This is a genomic window from Croceitalea marina (genome assembly GCF_042684265.1).
Classification (GTDB): Bacteria; Bacteroidota; Bacteroidia; order Flavobacteriales; family Flavobacteriaceae; genus Croceitalea; species Croceitalea marina.
Window position 1 is genome coordinate 140,562 of the sequence record NZ_JBHULB010000008.1, and the last position, 17,128, is coordinate 157,689.

15 protein-coding genes and 1 other RNA gene are annotated in these 17,128 nt (G+C 34.4%); 11 read left to right on the forward strand and 5 right to left on the reverse strand.

Translation table 11 applies throughout. The features are described from left to right. Positions 1-90: 90 nt before the first annotated feature. A complete protein-coding gene (locus ACFSQJ_RS07615; RefSeq protein ID WP_377766352.1) occupies positions 91-1,512 on the forward strand; it encodes a transaldolase in 1,422 nt (473 codons plus the stop codon). A gap of 36 nt (positions 1,513-1,548) precedes the next feature. Here ACFSQJ_RS07615 and fsa read toward each other — a convergent pair whose 3' ends face one another. The 3 genes from fsa to ffs form a co-directional block, all read right to left on the reverse strand. Further along, positions 1,549-2,205, reverse strand: a complete 657-nt coding sequence (gene fsa, locus ACFSQJ_RS07620; RefSeq protein ID WP_377766353.1) for a fructose-6-phosphate aldolase — start codon at positions 2,203-2,205, stop codon at positions 1,549-1,551. A gap of 33 nt (positions 2,206-2,238) precedes the next feature. After that, on the reverse strand, positions 2,239-3,045 hold the full coding sequence (locus ACFSQJ_RS07625; protein WP_377766354.1) for an SDR family oxidoreductase: 807 nt from the start codon (positions 3,043-3,045) through the stop codon (positions 2,239-2,241). 51 nt (positions 3,046-3,096) lie between these two features. Then, positions 3,097-3,195, reverse strand: an RNA gene (gene ffs, locus ACFSQJ_RS07630) — signal recognition particle sRNA small type. A gap of 70 nt (positions 3,196-3,265) precedes the next feature. On the opposite strand from ffs, the gene ACFSQJ_RS07635 reads away from it, so the two are divergent. The 8 genes from ACFSQJ_RS07635 (at position 3,266) to ACFSQJ_RS07670 (ending at position 11,141) form a co-directional block, all read left to right on the forward strand. After that, positions 3,266-4,315, forward strand: coding sequence for a glutaminyl-peptide cyclotransferase (locus ACFSQJ_RS07635; protein WP_377766355.1), 1,050 nt, complete (start codon positions 3,266-3,268; stop codon positions 4,313-4,315). Position 4,316: 1 nt separating this feature from the next. Beyond that, entirely contained in the window at positions 4,317-4,709 is a 393-nt protein-coding gene (locus ACFSQJ_RS07640; protein ID WP_377766356.1) for an acyl-CoA thioesterase, read from the forward strand. Next, entirely contained in the window at positions 4,706-6,262 is a 1,557-nt protein-coding gene (locus tag ACFSQJ_RS07645; protein ID WP_377766357.1) for a choice-of-anchor Q domain-containing protein, read from the forward strand. Before ACFSQJ_RS07640 ends, ACFSQJ_RS07645 begins: the two co-directional genes overlap by 4 nt. A gap of 107 nt (positions 6,263-6,369) precedes the next feature. Further along, positions 6,370-7,104 (forward strand): LytR/AlgR family response regulator transcription factor, encoded by a 735-nt coding sequence (locus ACFSQJ_RS07650; RefSeq protein WP_377766358.1) that lies wholly within the window; start codon positions 6,370-6,372, stop codon positions 7,102-7,104. 146 nt (positions 7,105-7,250) lie between these two features. Beyond that, a complete protein-coding gene (locus ACFSQJ_RS07655; RefSeq protein ID WP_377766359.1) occupies positions 7,251-7,403 on the forward strand; it encodes a hypothetical protein in 153 nt (50 codons plus the stop codon). Between the two features lie 110 nt (positions 7,404-7,513). Continuing rightward, positions 7,514-9,613, forward strand: a complete 2,100-nt coding sequence (locus ACFSQJ_RS07660; protein WP_377766360.1) for a tetratricopeptide repeat-containing sensor histidine kinase — start codon at positions 7,514-7,516, stop codon at positions 9,611-9,613. A 12-nt stretch (positions 9,614-9,625) separates the two neighbouring features. Then, complete coding sequence (locus ACFSQJ_RS07665; RefSeq protein ID WP_377766361.1) at positions 9,626-10,294, forward strand: histidine kinase; 669 nt, start codon at positions 9,626-9,628, stop codon at positions 10,292-10,294. Positions 10,295-10,469: 175 nt separating this feature from the next. Next, positions 10,470-11,141, forward strand: a complete 672-nt coding sequence (locus ACFSQJ_RS07670) for a hypothetical protein (RefSeq protein ID WP_377766362.1) — start codon at positions 10,470-10,472, stop codon at positions 11,139-11,141. Positions 11,142-11,172: 31 nt separating this feature from the next. Here ACFSQJ_RS07670 and ACFSQJ_RS07675 read toward each other — a convergent pair whose 3' ends face one another. Continuing rightward, positions 11,173-12,447 (reverse strand): serine hydroxymethyltransferase, encoded by a 1,275-nt coding sequence (locus ACFSQJ_RS07675; RefSeq protein WP_377766363.1) that lies wholly within the window; start codon positions 12,445-12,447, stop codon positions 11,173-11,175. Between the two features lie 235 nt (positions 12,448-12,682). Here ACFSQJ_RS07675 and ACFSQJ_RS07680 point away from each other — a divergent pair, with 235 nt between their 5' ends. Further along, entirely contained in the window at positions 12,683-13,867 is a 1,185-nt protein-coding gene (locus ACFSQJ_RS07680; RefSeq protein WP_377766364.1) for a hypothetical protein, read from the forward strand. Between the two features lie 32 nt (positions 13,868-13,899). On the opposite strand, the gene ytxJ is transcribed toward ACFSQJ_RS07680, so the two are convergent. Beyond that, a complete protein-coding gene (gene ytxJ / locus ACFSQJ_RS07685; RefSeq protein WP_377766365.1) occupies positions 13,900-14,292 on the reverse strand; it encodes a bacillithiol system redox-active protein YtxJ in 393 nt (130 codons plus the stop codon). Between the two features lie 142 nt (positions 14,293-14,434). On the opposite strand from ytxJ, the gene clpB reads away from it, so the two are divergent. Continuing rightward, complete coding sequence (gene clpB / locus ACFSQJ_RS07690; RefSeq protein WP_377766366.1) at positions 14,435-17,035, forward strand: ATP-dependent chaperone ClpB; 2,601 nt, start codon at positions 14,435-14,437, stop codon at positions 17,033-17,035. The last annotated feature ends 93 nt before the right edge of the window (positions 17,036-17,128 follow it).

A 17,128-nucleotide genomic window follows, 5' to 3' on the forward strand; every position in this document is an offset into this window, starting at 1 on the left:
CCTAAAAAAAGTATGGTTTTACAACATTTAACTAGCTATTAACAGCGCACCTTTCTACGGATTATTAGATTTGTTACGATAAGATAATTTATGGAAAGAGCTTTACTCTACCTAACATTTTGTTTTTTAGCATCTTGCGCTCATAAACCCGATACTGGGAATACGGTTTATTTTGCAGGTGAAATTGTTAACCCAACCAGTGATTATGTCGTTTTGTATAAAAATGACGTAGTAGTGGATTCTGCAAAACTTGACACTAGCAATAGATTTTCTTTTTCTTTAGAGAACATAGAAGAAGGGCTGCATCACTTTGATCACACCCCAGAACTGCAATATGTTTATCTCGAAAAAGGAGATAGTTTGATTATACGCCTAAATACGCTTGCTTTTGACGAGTCATTGGTTTTTTCCGGTTCAAATGAAGAGGTCAATAACTTTCTTTTAGAAATGTTCTTGAATTATGAAGATGAAGAACAACTTGTTTACTCTTACTACGCATTAGATCCTGAAAAATTTAGCGGTAAAATAGATTCTTTGCGTCTTCAAAAATTGGAAGAATTAAATACGCTTAACATAGATAAAACCATTTCTAAAGGAGCTTTTGACATGGCCAAGGCCTCAATAGATTATAACAGTTATATCTACAAAGAAAAATATCCTTTTATTCACAAGAAGAAATCTGGTGAAGAAACAATTCATAGGCTAGATTCAAGCTTTTACGATTATCGAAAAAATCTAAATATCAATCTTAAAGAGCTTACGTATTTTAGACCCTATTATAATTACGTAAATAATAGATTTGGCAACCTCTCTTATATGGTCTGTGCCCAAAATTGTGGTATGGAGAAAAAAATGTCTTCAAAAGACCATTTGCATTTAAATCAACATAAAATGCACTTGATAGATAGTTTGGTAAAAGAAGAATACTTAAGAAATAACCTCTTTAGAAATGTTGCCATGGATTATTTATTGAAGGTTCACGAGGTAAATAATGAATGTAACCAGTTTATAGACAAGTTTAAAGAACTTTCTGAAAATGAGGCGCATATTGCAGAAATAAATCATTTATATAATGGCATAAAGGCCCTTCAGCCCAAAGAAAGTATTCCTGATTTAGCCATCTTGAGTGTAGAAGGTGATACTGTGCATATGAAGGATATTTCGAAAAATAATCACACTGTTTTTTACTTCTGGACAGGAGACCAAAAACGGCATTTTAGAAACGTTCTACGGCATGTAAAAAAATTAGAAAAGCAGCACCCTGAATACCTTTATGTCGGAATCAACCTTAGAACTTCTGAAGATAAATGGCTGTCGATGCTCAATGAACAGGCTATCGATAAGAAGCTTCAATACAGAAGTTTTGATTTTGGTGAAATACAAGAATCATTAATTATCAATAACCTTAGCAAATGTGTGATTACAAAAGACACGGTTATTGTAGATGCTTTCGCCAATGTGTTTACCCGTAACCCATTTGTTGGGCAACAAAAAACCTTGACTGCAAAATAGCCAAGGTTTATCTATCTTATTAAGATTCTTAAAAGTCTAAGAATTTCCTTTTTTATAATCTGCTAAAAACTTCTCTAAACCAATGTCCGTTAAAGGGTGTTTTAGAAGGCCTTCAATTGAAGATAAGGGTCCGGTCATCACATCTGCACCAAGCTTGGCGCAATCAATTACGTGCATTGTATGCCTTATAGATGCCGCTAATATTTCGGTCTGAAAATTATAGTTATCATAAATAAGTCGAATCTCTGCAATTAAGTTTAAGCCATCGGTAGAGATATCATCCAACCTTCCTAAGAAAGGTGAAACATAAGTCGCTCCTGCTTTTGCGGCCAATAACGCTTGACCAGCTGAAAACACCAAAGTACAATTGGTTCTAATTCCTTTATCAGAAAAATATTTTAATGCCTTAACTCCTTCTTTTATCATAGGTATTTTCACTACAATCTGGTCGTGAAGCTTGGCCAAGGCCTCCCCTTCTCTTACCATACCATCAAAATCCGTTGATACAACTTCTGCGGAAACATCTCCTTCAACAATATTACAGATATCTACATAATGCTTAAGAATATTATCCGTTCCGGTAATACCTTCTTTTGCCATAAGAGAAGGGTTCGTGGTAACACCATCTAAAACACCTAATTCTTCTGCTTCTTTAATCTGTGCAAGATTTGCTGTATCTATAAAAAATTTCATTAGTTCTTTTTTAAGTTTTTAATTCTTGTAAAACTACAATTTATAATGGTTTAAGAGTAATCTTTCATACAAAGTATCCGGTAATACACTCTTCAGGAAAAGGGAAAATTTCTGTAAAAACACGCCGACCTTATAATGAACCTTCGGATTATTTTTAATAATAATTGAATGTACCTTCTTTGCGACTACAATCGGGTCTTGTGCCGCATCTACATCAGTATTTATCATATCTAAGACTTTGGAATATGACGGATATGAAGAATTGTTATTTGCAGGTGCGTGATAACGCCCGGCTGCTATATTGGTAGCAAAATCACCGGGAGCTAAATCGGCTATCTGAATGCCAAAGTCTTTGGTTTCCATTCTTAAAGCTTCAGTTACAAGACTTAAAGCTCCTTTACTGGCCGAATAAATACCACGATAAGGCAAGCCCATATTTCCTGCAATAGAGGTTATATTTATGATCAACCCCTTTTTTTGACTTCTCATTTGAGGCAGAACCGTCTGAATCATACGAATAGGTCCATTCAAGTTTGTATCAAAAGCCTTGCTTATTTCAGTAATTGGGGTTTCTTCAATAGGTCCTGTTATACCAACACCTGCATTATTGATGAGCACATCGAGCTTTCCTTCCCTTTCTATAATACTATTTATGGCAGCCGAGATAGTATCACTTTTGGTCACATCAAGTTCAAGTAATTCAAATTCTTTAAAACCCTCTTGCTTTTTTAAATTTCGGCTGGTTCCGTAGACTTTAAAGCCTTTTCCTGTAAGGTAAATACCTATAGCCTTGCCTATTCCGGAAGATCCACCAGTAACCAAAACTACTTTTCTGTTCATGATGCAAAAATAGAGAAAACTTAAAGCCTTTGGTTCACTTTTGGGCACAAAAAAAGGCAAGCTACCTACATCGCACCGCTACGACCGCATACCCTTGCTGCGTTCCCACCCTGGGGGATTTTGCAGGAGCTGGTCGTGTAGGACTTGCCAAGGGCAAATATACAATCTTTTAAATTTGTTGCAATCACAAGACATGCTTAATTTGCAGCATATTTAATCCATGAAACATAAAATATACATGAAGGTTTTTCTTGTAAGTATAACTGCTGTTTTTTTTATTGCCTGCGGAGGTTCAAAAGATACTACCAAACTATTTGATATTCAGTTAGAAGGTCAAAAAAAGCAGTTTCAAAAAAATGATAAAATAGGTATTTCAATACAGAATAAAGAAAACTTCACCATTTCTAAAGTTGAATATGTAATTGATGGAAAAGTTCTTCCTGTCACAGACGGAAAAATAACTTTTAATATTGAAAAACTTGGCAACAAAGTTTTAATCGCCAAAATAGACTACGATGATACCTCCGTAGACATAACCAAAAAAATAAAGGTTTTAGCAGAAAAACCTCCTAAAATTTATACTTATGACATCGTAAACACTTTTCCTCATGACCAAACCTCTTTCACGCAAGGCCTGGAGTTTAGTAATGATACCTTATATGAAGGCACCGGTCGTAAGGGCCAATCTGTGCTCCGAAAAATTGATTTTAAAACAGGTAATGTCCTGCAAAATGTAGATTTAGACAATTCTGTTTTTGGGGAAGGAATAACAGTAATAAATGATAAAGTGTTACAATTAACCTGGCAAAGCGGTATTGGCTACGTTTACGATCAATCAGATTTAAATAAGGTAGAAACTTTTAGCTATGGAAAGAGTAAAGAAGGCTGGGGATTGTGCAATGACGGACAAAAAATTTTTAAAAGTGATGGAACCGAAAAAATATGGATTCTAGACCCTACAAACTTTACAGAGATAGATTTTATCGAAACCGTGACCAATAAATCTATCTTTAACAAGGCCAATGAATTAGAATATGTAGATGGAAAAATCTATGCCAACGTTTGGCAAAAAGAAAGCATGATGATTATTGATGCCACATCAGGCGCTATCGAAGGGGTGATAAATTTTGGAGGTCTAAAGAAAAAAGTAACGCAACACCCACAACTAGATGTGCTTAATGGAGTAGCCTATCACCCAACACGTAAAACCTTTTTCGTTACAGGTAAAAACTGGGATAAGTTGTTTGAGGTCAATATCATTAAAAAGTGATATGAACAGTTATACCATACTAAAAAAAGTATCTCAAAAAGATTTAGATGACTTAAACCATGTTAATAATGTAGTCTACGTAGAATGGATTCAGCAGATATCAAAAGAACATTGGCAAGCAGTATCTAAAAAACTTGCTTCGGGCTTTATTTGGGTGGTTAGAAGGCATGATATCACCTATTATGATTCTGCTAAGCTTAACGACGAAATCATAATCACGACCAATATTAAAACTAACAAAGGTCCCATTTCTTTCAGGGAAGTAGAAATGGCAAACAATAAAACGGGAAAAGTGTTGGTTAAATCTATAACAGAGTGGTGTCTATTACATTCTCAGACTTTAAAACCCATACGCGTACCCGACACCATTAAGAACTTATTTTTAGATTCTTGAAAAAAATTAGATTAAAACATATCATAGTAGTTTTATTTATTGTCTCATTGGCATTAAGCTCTTCATGCAGAAAAGACTTTGATTTTAAACCCTCATCAGGAAATCTAGAATTCTCGAAAGACACTGTCTTCTTAGACACTGTTTTCACAAATATCGGTAGTAGTACCTACTCCTTAAAAGTATATAATCGCTCAAATAATGACATACAGATTCCTACTATAAGTCTTGAAAATGGTCAAGAAAGCAATTACCGTTTAAATGTAGATGGTGCCGCTGGTAAAACCTTTGAAAATGTTCCATTGCTGGCCAAAGACAGTTTGTTCATTTTCGTTGAGGTTACTATTCCCCAAGATCAAGTAAATCAAGATGAATTTTTATATACCGATGCTATTAAATTCGGGGCGTCAGGCAATACACAAAAAGTAGAATTGGTTACCCTGATTAAAGATGCGGTTTTTTTATACCCGAGGGAATTGGCAGATGGTTCAACCCAATCTTTACTTTTAGGAATTAATGACGAGGGAGATGAAATTAGAATAGAAGGCTTTTTTCTAGAGGATAATGAATTGAATTTTACCAACGAGAAACCTTATGTGGTTTATGGCTATGCAGTAGTTCCGAATGAAAGAGTAGCAACGTTTGAAGCTGGTACAAGGGTTCATTTTCATAAAAATTCAGGTTTACTGGTAAGTCCGGAAGCTTCAATTCAAGTTAATGGAATGTTGAGTACGGATCAAGAGCTATTAGAAAATGAAGTGATATTTGAAGGAGACAGATTAGAGCCAGGATTTTCAGATACACCCGGTCAATGGGGAACTATTTGGTTGACAAGAGGTAGTATTGATAATCAACTAAATTATTTAACCATCAAAAATGCTACAGTAGGCCTTTTAGTTGAAGGGAATGGAGATTTTACCAATTCAAATCTAACTGTAAGCAACACCCAAGTTTACAATAGTTTAAGTTTCAATTTACGCACTAAATCTTGCAAAATAACTGCAAACAACCTGGTTTTAGGCAATTCAGGATCCGTGTCCGCTTTTCTTAGCCTTGGAGGTGATTACAATTTTAATCACTGTACCATAGCAAATTATTGGAGTAACAGTTTTAGAAACGTCCCCAGTTTGGTAATTACCAACTTTGAAGAAACTGATTCTGGTGAAATTGTAAGCTCAGATTTGATAGGTGCCAATTTTTCAAATTCTATTATTGATGGTAACCGGTCCATAGAGTTAAGTCTTCTAAAGAACGATTCAGCTTTATTTCAATATAACTTTACCAGTTGTGCGTTGAAGTTTTCTGACACGACAGGTGAATTTAACAACGACCCACTTTATAATTTTGATAATATTCTTTTTTTTAATTCAACTTTATTAAATCAAGAACTATCATTTGTGAACAGTTCGGAAAATCATTTTTTATTAAACCAAAATTCTGCAGCTAGAGATAATGGCAATATAGAACTAGCACAATTAAATCCAACGGATATTCTAGGAGTAAATAGAATAAATCTTCCAGATATTGGGGCATATGAGTTTGTTTCACAAAATTAATTGCAATTCTTAAAAAAGCATTTTACAGAAAAACCATAGTTTTTTTAAGGGAAAAACCCAATTGATATTAAAATTCCCTTATTACTTTAGCTTTCAACAAATTAAGTATGTGTTACTTCTATGCCATTATAGATTCTCATGTGCCTTCCTGTTTAAGGTTGAAGACACGTTTAGATGATTATTCTGATTTTGAGCTTACTAACATAGTGCATGATTCTGAAGATGGCATGAATTTAATTTTAAAGTACTCGCCCGATGTCGTATTTGTAAACCTAATTAATAAAGATGCAGATAATCATTTTAAAATGATTAGTGAATTGCACCAATACCTTACTAAGCCACCAATTTTAATCGGTTATTCCAAGACCAAAAAATATGCCTATGAGGCAATAAAAAATGGTTTTTTTGACTATTGGTTGTTTCCAAATACAGAACTAGATATACGCAAGACTATTTTGAAGCTGAGAAAACAGCGCCCAAAAGAAAAAACACCAAGTACTATTTGTTTAAAAACGTATCGCGATTTTCATTATTTGGATACCAGTAAGATTTTATACCTACAAGCCGACAATAATGCTACCGATTTTATTCTCACCGATGGAGATAAGGTTAGCGCTTATAAGACCCTAAAGTCTTTTGAAGAAACATTACCTACCAACTTCATACGAATACATCAGAGCTATATATTAAATAGTGAGTATGTATCTAGAATTAATTACGGCAAATGTATTTGTACGTTAAGAAATAATTCGAGGGAAATTCCGTTCTCTAAATCCTACAAAACTCGAATTGACGAGTTGCAAAAACTACTCTCCAATAACGCAATTCAACACGTTAATTAAGAAAATTCTTATAAAACTAGGTGACTTACTAATAGAACTATATAGTTCACTAGTAAACTAATTCTGTTACCCCTACCAAGCGCGCTAGATATACTTTTACTTCAGTTTTAAAAAACAATCATTTTAACCTAAAAAATCAAGAACACATGAAAAAGGTATTAAGTATTTTGGCAATTTTAGTTATGACAGTAGGATTTTACTCTTGTGAAACTGAAAGCACTACCGAAGAGGAACAACTTTTAATACAGGCAACAGATGACGATGAGGTTGAAGAAGAGTGCAGCAATTGCGCTATTTAGAACAGATAAATAAACAAAAAACCCCAAATGTTAACATTTGGGGTTTTTTTGTATATTGGAGGTAGTAAGTTTCTTACTTGTAAAGTTAAAACAATAAGATTATTCGATAGATGAAATGGACACTGTTTTGTATATGCGTAATATTGATATCCAGCTGTTCAACCAAAAACAAGAATAGTAATAAAGTAGTTCTACCCAATATTAATGACAGTACTAAGATATGGATTACAGAAGCTATAGATAATTCGTCCTTATCAAATACCGAGAAGTATCATTTACTATCAAAATCAAATGTCTTAATCAATAAATATCCTGACAGTTATTCAAAAGCGTCTGCATTATCGAAATTATCCTTATTATACAATCGTTTAAATGATAGTTTATCTTTTAGAAAAGTAAATGCTGAAAATTTTCAAGTAGCCAAAAGAATAGGCAATTCTAAGTCCCTTGGTGTAGCAAACTGGGATTTAGGTTATTTTTTTAGGAAGAATCGCCTCCCCGATAGTGCTATTTATCACTACAGAAAGGCATATGAACTTTTTAGAAAGGCTGAATTAGACTCCTCTTCGATTGCCTATCCTGGCCGAATGTTATACTCAATGGCAATTGTTAAGGATAATAGCAAGGATTACACTGGGGCGGAAAAGGATATTGTTAAAGCTATTACTTACTTTAAAGAACACAATTTAAAAAAACATATTTATTCATCTTACAACTTACTCGCGGTAATACAAAATGGAATGGGTAAATATGATAATGCTATTAAATATCATAAAAAAGCTAAAGAGTATATTCCATTTTCAAAAGAAAGTCAAAAATATTCGCAAAATACCGCAAACTTAAATAATATGGCATCTACTAATCTCCGTAAAGGAGATTACTCTAAGGCTATTGAATATTATCAGAAACTACTATATATAGATAGTTTTCGTTTTAAAAAAAGAAAATCTTACGCAAAAGCAATCAGTGGTCTGGCTTACGCAAAATTTAAAAATGGCTCTAAAGACTTCGATCAATTGGCAAATGAATATTTAAGATCTAACATGATTTTAGATAATATCAATAATGTTTCCGATAAAGCAAGAAACTACCAATATTATGCAGAAATGTTAAATGAGCAAGGTCAAACAGATTTAGCAATTGAAAATGCTTTAATTGCCAAAAAAATTGCAGAGGAAAGCTCTAATAATGACCGCCTACTGAGTTCTTTAAAATTACTATCAACCCTAGATAGAAAAAATAGTGCCGATTATTCTGATGTTTATTTTACCCTTAGTGAAAATTTATTGAGAAAAGAACGTGCCATGCAAGATAAGTTTGCAAGAATAGAAATGGAAACAGACGAAGTTATAGAAGAAAATGAATCATTGGCCAAACAAAAAGAGACATTAATAGGCCTTGGCATTGCATTACTACTTTTAGGTTTTGGAACATTTGTGATCATAATTCAAAGGTCGAATAATCAGAGGCTTAAATTCCAACAAACGCAACAAGAAAGTAATCAAGAAATTTATAATTTAATGTTATCGCAACAAGGCAAATTTCAAGAAGGCAAGCAATTGGAACAGAAACGTATTTCTGAAGAAATACATGATGGCATTTTAGGCCAAATGCTTGGTGTACGCCTAATTCTAAGTGGATTAAATGAGCGAAATGATGAATCAGCAATCCAGCAACGGGGTGAATTAATAGAAAAACTAAGAGAATTAGAAGAAGAAATGAGAACAATCTCTCACGAACTAAATAATGCCGCTTACAAAAAAATCAATAACTTCATCGTCGCTATTCAAGATTTAATCACAACGGCACGTTCATCATCAAAAATTGAGATTTTGTTTGATTTTACAGAATCTTATGATTGGGATAGGCTTGACGGAGACATTAAAATAAATACTTATAGAATAATTCAAGAGTGCATCCAAAATTGTATAAAACATTCTAGATGCACTAAAATAAATATAAGCTTGAATACTAAGGGCAATGAAATTATTTTAAAAATTAAAGATGACGGTGTGGGCTTTAATGTTAAGAAAGGTAAGAGAGGAATTGGTTTAAGAAATATAACCTCAAGGATAGACAAGATCAATTCAGGAATCAATATAAACAGTGGCCCAGGAATAGGGACCGAAATTAAGATTACCGTACCTTTACTAGAACTAAAAACAAAAGAGACAATAGTATCCAAAGAAAGAAAAGCTTTGGAGGCATAAAATCGAAGTTTAATGAAGACATTACGAATTTTGGCAATTGATGATCACGAAATGACCATGCTCGGCTATAAGTTTATTCTTGAAAGAATTTCTTTTGATGACCATACCATTATTGTAGATACAGCAAATTCATTTAAAAGTGGTAGAGAAAAAATTGAGGGGTCGGTAACTTCTTTTAAGTATGATATCATATTTTTAGACGTGCAATTATATCCTCCTAACGAAAACCAACCGCATACTGGTGAAGACTTGGGTATATTAGCACGAAAATTAGTTCCTGAATCAAAGATTATTTTTATGTCCTCATTTAGTGACAACCATAGAATAAATAGCATTTTAAAATCAGTAGATCCAGATGGTTATATGGTTAAAACCGATATTGATCCTAAATCTTTAGAAGATGCCGTAAAAACTGTTACCTTTCAGCCTCCATATTATTCTTCAAAGGCTTTAGCTGCCATTAGAAAAAGAATGTCCACAACCATTTCCCTTGATGACAATGATAAAAAAATACTGTACCATTTATCAATAGGCACAAAGACTAAAGATTTAGAACAACATGTAGAACTATCTGCCTCTTCAATAGAGAACAGAAAAAGGCATCTTAAATCCCTTTTTGGAACAGAAAAAGAAAACGATTTAGCTTTAATACTGGCAGCAAAAAATAGAGGCTTTATATAACCTACCATTCATTGCTATTTTGTAACACTTCAACATCCAGAACCGACATTTCATTAATTTTAACATAATATTAACATAAATATGAGCTACTTACACTAAAACCATAAAAATTTATGGTTTTAGTGTAATGTCTTATGTAAAATTCGGTTTAATTTTATTTTACTAATTAAGCTGAATGCAATCAAATCAAAATACCAATACCAACCAAGAAGGTAATACTTCCAAAGATTATCTAGACATAAACGGGGTTGAGCACTTCATGAAAAGTCTTGAAAAATATTTTTTTGCTGAAGCAACTGTAAAATTAGATACTTCTAAAACCCACTCTAAATATCACTTGATTATTGGATTGAACTGTAATTTTGGGCTCACCGAAAGCCTATTCCATTTAAATAGCGGCAATTGGGGAGGTTTTTGTAAAAATAGTACCAACCTTGAATTTTCAGGTTTTGAATTGGCCGTAGCGGATTTACAAGATAAAAACCAAGTTGAAATAATCGTTGAGGAAACCGCTATACATTTTAAGGACACTTCAATATTTATCACAAAGATTCCAAATCAGGATATTACAGACCAACTATGCGCTATTTTGAGTTCGGTCAGTGAAAATTTTGTGCATTTTACGAGAGGTCTTACCGAAATGCCTTATGAGATTTTCATACCTGTTTTTGAAGAAACTTCAGAAGAAAACAGCACCATATCTTGGGCCAAAGCTAAAATTAGAACAAGTTATTTTAGCTATTGGGGTATGTATTTTCATTCAGAAGTAGACCAAGACTCATTGGTTTACGACCTGAAAAACAAAATCATCATTGATGGAGACTTTTTTCTTTTGAACAAAGAATAAAAAACTATTCCAAAAAAATTCCTCTTTCCTTCTAGGCATTAAACAAAGGCTTAGCAGCCATCAAAGTATTAACTTTTTCTTTAACTGATTGTATGATTTTTTCGTTCTCTGCGTTGAGAAGAACCTCGTCAATATAGGCGACAATGGTTTCCATATCTTCCTCTTTTAATCCACGAGTGGTAATTGCAGGTGTTCCAAAACGCACACCTGAAGTTATAAATGGTGATTGATCATCAAATGGAACCATATTTTTGTTAGCGGTAATATCAGCCTTTTCTAAAGCTTTTTCTGCGTCCTTACCGGTAATATTCTTATTTCTTAAGTCAATTAACATCATATGATTATCGGTACCACCAGAGATTACCTTATAATCTTTTGCCATGAAGGCTTTTGCCATTGCCTCAGCGTTTTTCTTGACCTGAATCATGTAATGTAAAAAATCATCTGAAAGCGCTTCTCCAAAAGCAACCGCCTTGGCAGCAATAATATGCTCTAAAGGCCCTCCTTGGTTTCCTGGAAAAACAGCCAAATCTAACAAAGCGGACATCTTACGTAAGTTTCCGTTCTTAAGTCGTATTCCAAACGGATTCTCGAAATTTTCACCCATCAAAATAAGTCCGCCCCTTGGTCCCCGCAGAGTTTTGTGGGTAGTAGTTGTAACAATATGGCAATGAGGAATAGGATCGTTTAAAATACCTTTGGCTATTAAACCAGATGGATGCGAAATATCTGCTAATAGTAGCGCACCGACGCCATCCGCAATCTCCCTGAAGCGCTTAAAATCCATATCCCTTGAATATGCTGATGCTCCTGCAATAATCATTTTTGGTTTTTCCTTTTCAGCTATTTCTTGAATCTTATCATAATTCAATGTTCCGGTCTCTTCATCAACACCATAAAAAACAGGATTGTATAACCTTCCTGAAAAATTAACCGGTGAACCATGGGTCAAATGACCTCCATGAGATAAATCAAAACCTAAAATTGTATCACCAGGTTTCAAACAAGCATGATAAACAGACGCATTAGCTTGAGAACCCGAATGCGGCTGCACATTCGCATAGACCGCTCCAAAAAGCTCTTTGGCCCTATCAATCGCCAATTGCTCAACTTCATCAACAACTTCGCAACCGCCGTAATAGCGCTTACCAGGGTAACCCTCTGCATACTTATTGGTTAATACAGAACCCGCTGCTTCCATTACTTGCGGGCTTGTAAAATTTTCAGAAGCTATTAGCTCTATACCACGGGTCTGTCGTTGTTTTTCTTCTTGAATAAGATTGAAGATGCGCTCGTCTCTTTGCATTATATGATAATTTAAGGGTCAAAAATACAAATTGAAGTAATGATTATAGTAGTTGTAAAAACATATTTCTGTGATTTTATCCAACAAAAATTAACAATTTCAAATCTATTACAAGAAATTGATTATCAATTAATTATATATAAAATATACTACATGCCTCTCTTTAACGTTTATCAAAAAAGCAATTTTGGCATAGCTATTGAAAATATATGCCTAAACCATTAAATCAAAAGCCATGAAAAAATCTTTACTCATTATGACATTGTTAATATTGGCTGCCTGCGGAGGAGTCAAGAAAACACAAGAGGCTTTAAATAGCGGTAATTATACTACAGCTATGAACAAGGCCATAAAAGAACTCTCGGATAACAAGACTAAAAAAGGGCATCAACAATATGTGATATTGTTAGAAGAAGCTTTTGCTAAAAACAAACAAAGAGAGCTTGAAAGAATATCTTTTCTAGAAAAAGATGGTAATCCTGCCAATTTAGAAACTATTTACAGAACATATTTGCAATTAAAGAAAATGCAAAATAGAATTAGACCGCTTTTGCCATTGCCTGTTTATGATGAAGACAGAGAGGCAGCGTTCAATTTTAAAAACTATGATTCTAAAATTCTAGATACGAAAGCTGAATTATCTGAATATTTATATGTCAATGCAACAGATTTACTAAAAAATGCTCGTAATAAATATGATTTTAGAAAAGCTTATGATGATTATAAATATTTAAACGATATCAATCCTGGATATGGCAATACTGCAGCAAAAATGGAGGAAGCGTACCAAAAAGGATTGGATTATGTTAAAATTGAGCTTAAAAACGATACGCAACAGATAATTCCCGAGCGTTTAGAAGAAGAATTACTTGACTTTAATTCTTACGGCATAGACAATTTTTGGACCCAGTTTCATACAAATCCTTTAGAGTCTGTAAAATATGATTATGCAATGAATTTAGATTTTAGAGAGATTAACATCTCACCTGAACAGACAAATGAGAAACAAATCATTAAAGAAAAAGAGATTAGAGACGGTTATGATTATGTTTTAGATGCCAATGGCAATGTTGCCAAAGACAGTTTAGGAAACGATATTAAGGTTGAAAGATTCAAAAAAGTAAGATGTAGTTTTTACCAGTTCACGCAGTTCAAAAGCGCACAGATTGGGGCTAGAGTAAGCTTTACAGACTTACAAAATGGTCAAGAAATTAACTCCTACCCTATTTCAAGTGAGTTTGTATTTGAACATATTTATGCAAATTACGATGGCGACAGACGCGCTTTAGACAATGACCTTATTGCCTTTCTTGATTTAGCTGCAGTTTCTTTTCCAAGCAACGAACAAATGGTTTATGATGCGGGGGAAGATTTAAAAGCCCGATTAAAAAATGTAGTGCGAAAACACAGTTTCAACTAAAATTAAAAGCCCGGGAATTTCCCGGGCTTTTTTTATATATAGTCTTCTAAATTTACTTCAGAAATCGAACCATGTGATACGTGAGATACAGTAACCCCATTCCTGACGATCAGTAATTGTGGTGATTGATGAATTACTTGAAACTTTATCGCCACTTCGTTCGAAACATCCCTATGGGCATGAAGGTCCAAAAAATAGAGATCCAACTGATTTTCGGTAAACTCATAATTATCTACAAACATGTTCAGAACCATTCTACTAATGCCACAGGTAGTAGAATGCTTAAAAATCACCTGTGTTTTCGTTTTTGATTCTTCTTCAATTTCATTCAGTTGTTCAATTGACTGAAGCGGAATCCATGGTAAAATTTTATCCTCCTTTTTAGATTCCGAACTGCCACCAAAAATACCTCCAAATAAACCCATACTTATTTTTTTGATTAGGTCGAAAATAACAGCATTACTTACAGAGACAGACAAAATGTCCTTTATTTTCAATGCTTTAGCGTCATTTTGACTGACTTTTTAATTGGTAAGGTTGTTGCCCTTCCATTTAAAAATAATTGAAATGAATTTTAACAATTTTACCATAAAATCACAAGAAGCCCTTCAACAAGCGCAGCAAATTACGCAAGGTTTTGGGCATCAACAAATAGAAAACGAACATCTTTTTAAGGCAATAACCGAGATAGATGAAAACGTCTTGCCATTTATTTTGAAAAAACTCAATGTAAATGTGACCCTTGTCAATCAGGTATTAGAAAAAGAACTGCAAAGTTATGCGAAAGTTTCCGGCAGTGAAATTATGCTTTCAAGGGAGGCAAACAAGACCTTAACCGAAGCTTCCATCATCGCAAAAAAAATGGATGACGATTATGTTTCCATAGAACATTTAGTTCTGGCAATTTTTAAATCGAAAAGTAAAATAAGTCAGATTCTTAAAGACAACGGAGTTACGGAAAAAGACCTAACAAAAGCAATCGAAGAACTACGCAAAGGTGGAAAAGTAACTTCACAAAGTGCCGAAGACACCTATAATTCTTTGGATAAATATGCAAAAAACCTAAATTCACTAGCAGACTCTGGGAAATTAGACCCTGTTATTGGAAGAGATGAAGAGATAAGAAGAATTCTACAAATACTCTCGAGAAGAACAAAAAACAATCCTATGCTGGTTGGTGAGCCTGGTGTTGGCAAAACAGCCATTGCAGAGGGCCTAGCGCATCGAATAGTTCAAGGTGATGTGCCAGAGAACCTTAAAGAAAAGATTATATATTCTTTGGATATGGGGGCACTGATTGCTGGGGCAAAATACAAAGGTGAATTTGAAGAGCGACTTAAATCTGTTATTAAAGAAGTTACCTCTTCTGATGGTGATATCGTACTTTTTATCGATGAGATTCACACATTGGTAGGTGCTGGTGGTGGACAAGGCGCTATGGATGCTGCCAATATTTTAAAACCTGCTTTGGCAAGAGGTGAATTAAGGGCTATTGGGGCAACTACCCTAGATGAATACCAGAAGTATTTTGAAAAAGACAAGGCTTTGGAGAGGCGCTTCCAAAAAGTCGTCGTAGATGAACCCGATACAGAAAGTGCGATTTCAATCTTAAGGGGTATCAAAGAAAAATATGAAGCACATCATAAAGTGCGTATTAAAGATGAGGCGGTGATTTCAGCTGTTGAGCTATCACAACGTTACATCACCAACCGTTTTTTACCGGACAAGGCTATTGATTTAATTGATGAAGCAGCATCGAAGTTACGGATGGAAATCAACTCCAAACCAGAAGAACTCGATGTGCTGGATAGAAAAATAATGCAACTCGAAATTGAAATTGAAGCAATTAAGAGAGAGAATGATAGCGTAAAGTTAAAAGCCTTGAATCTAGAGTTGGCCAATTTTAAGGAACAACGAAATGAAATCTTTGCCAAATGGGAAAGTGAAAAAACCGTTGTAGATAATGTTCAAAAGACAAAACAAGATATTGAAGCTTATAAGCTTGATGCTGAAAGAGCTGAACGAAATGGTGACTACGGAAAGGTGGCTGAATTACGTTATGGAAAAATTAAAGAAGCGCAAGAACAGATAGATAAGCTTAATCTTGAGTTACAAGAACAACAAAAAAGCAGCACCCTTATAAAAGAGGAAGTTACTAATGAGGACATTGCCGAGGTAGTTGCCAAATGGACTGGGATTCCTGTAACAAAAATGCTTCAGAGCGAACGTGAAAAGTTATTGCAACTAGAAGATGTTCTTCGTAAAAGAGTTGTTGGTCAAGAAGAGGCTATTGAAGCCGTATCTGATGCAATAAGACGCAGTAGAGCTGGTTTGCAAGACACTAAAAAACCTATTGGGTCATTTATGTTCTTAGGTACTACGGGAGTTGGTAAAACCGAATTGGCAAAAACCTTAGCGGCATATTTGTTCGATGATGAAAATGCAATGACGAGAATAGATATGAGCGAATATCAAGAGCGTCATGCAGTAAGCAGGCTCGTCGGAGCACCTCCAGGCTATGTGGGTTATGATGAAGGTGGACAACTGACCAAAGCAGTACGCAGAAGACCCTATTCCGTAATCCTTTTAGATGAAATTGAAAAAGCCCACTCGGATACTTTTAACATATTGTTACAGGTATTGGACGAGGGTAGGCTTACCGACAATAAAGGGCGTATTGCAGATTTTAAGAACTGTATAATCATCATGACCAGTAATATGGGAAGTCATATTATTCAAGAGAAATTTGAAAATAATAGCGATCTACACAGCGCTACTGAAGCAGCTAGAGTTGATGTTTTAGGACTTCTAAAAAAAACCATTCGTCCAGAGTTCTTAAATAGAATTGATGACATCATCATGTTTACCCCACTTGATAGGGCAAACATCAAGCAAATAGTTGGTATTCAATTAGACCAGCTCAAAAAAATGCTACTTAAACAGAACATCACCCTAGATGCCACAGACCAAGCAATCGCTTACCTAGGTAATAGAGGGTTTGATGCGCAATATGGTGCCAGACCGATAAAGCGTTTGATTCAGAAAGAAGTTTTGAACAAACTTTCCAAAGAGCTTTTAGCAGGGAGTATAAAAGGTGAAAGTATCATTTTAATAGATTCATTCGATGAAAAACTAGTATTTCGAAATCAGAACGAACTAGTCGATTAATCACAATATTTAGTTTCTTTTCAAAGGGCATCCCAATTGGATGCCCTTTTTAATACCATGCAGTATATATTTTTTCTATATTAGCTAGTAACA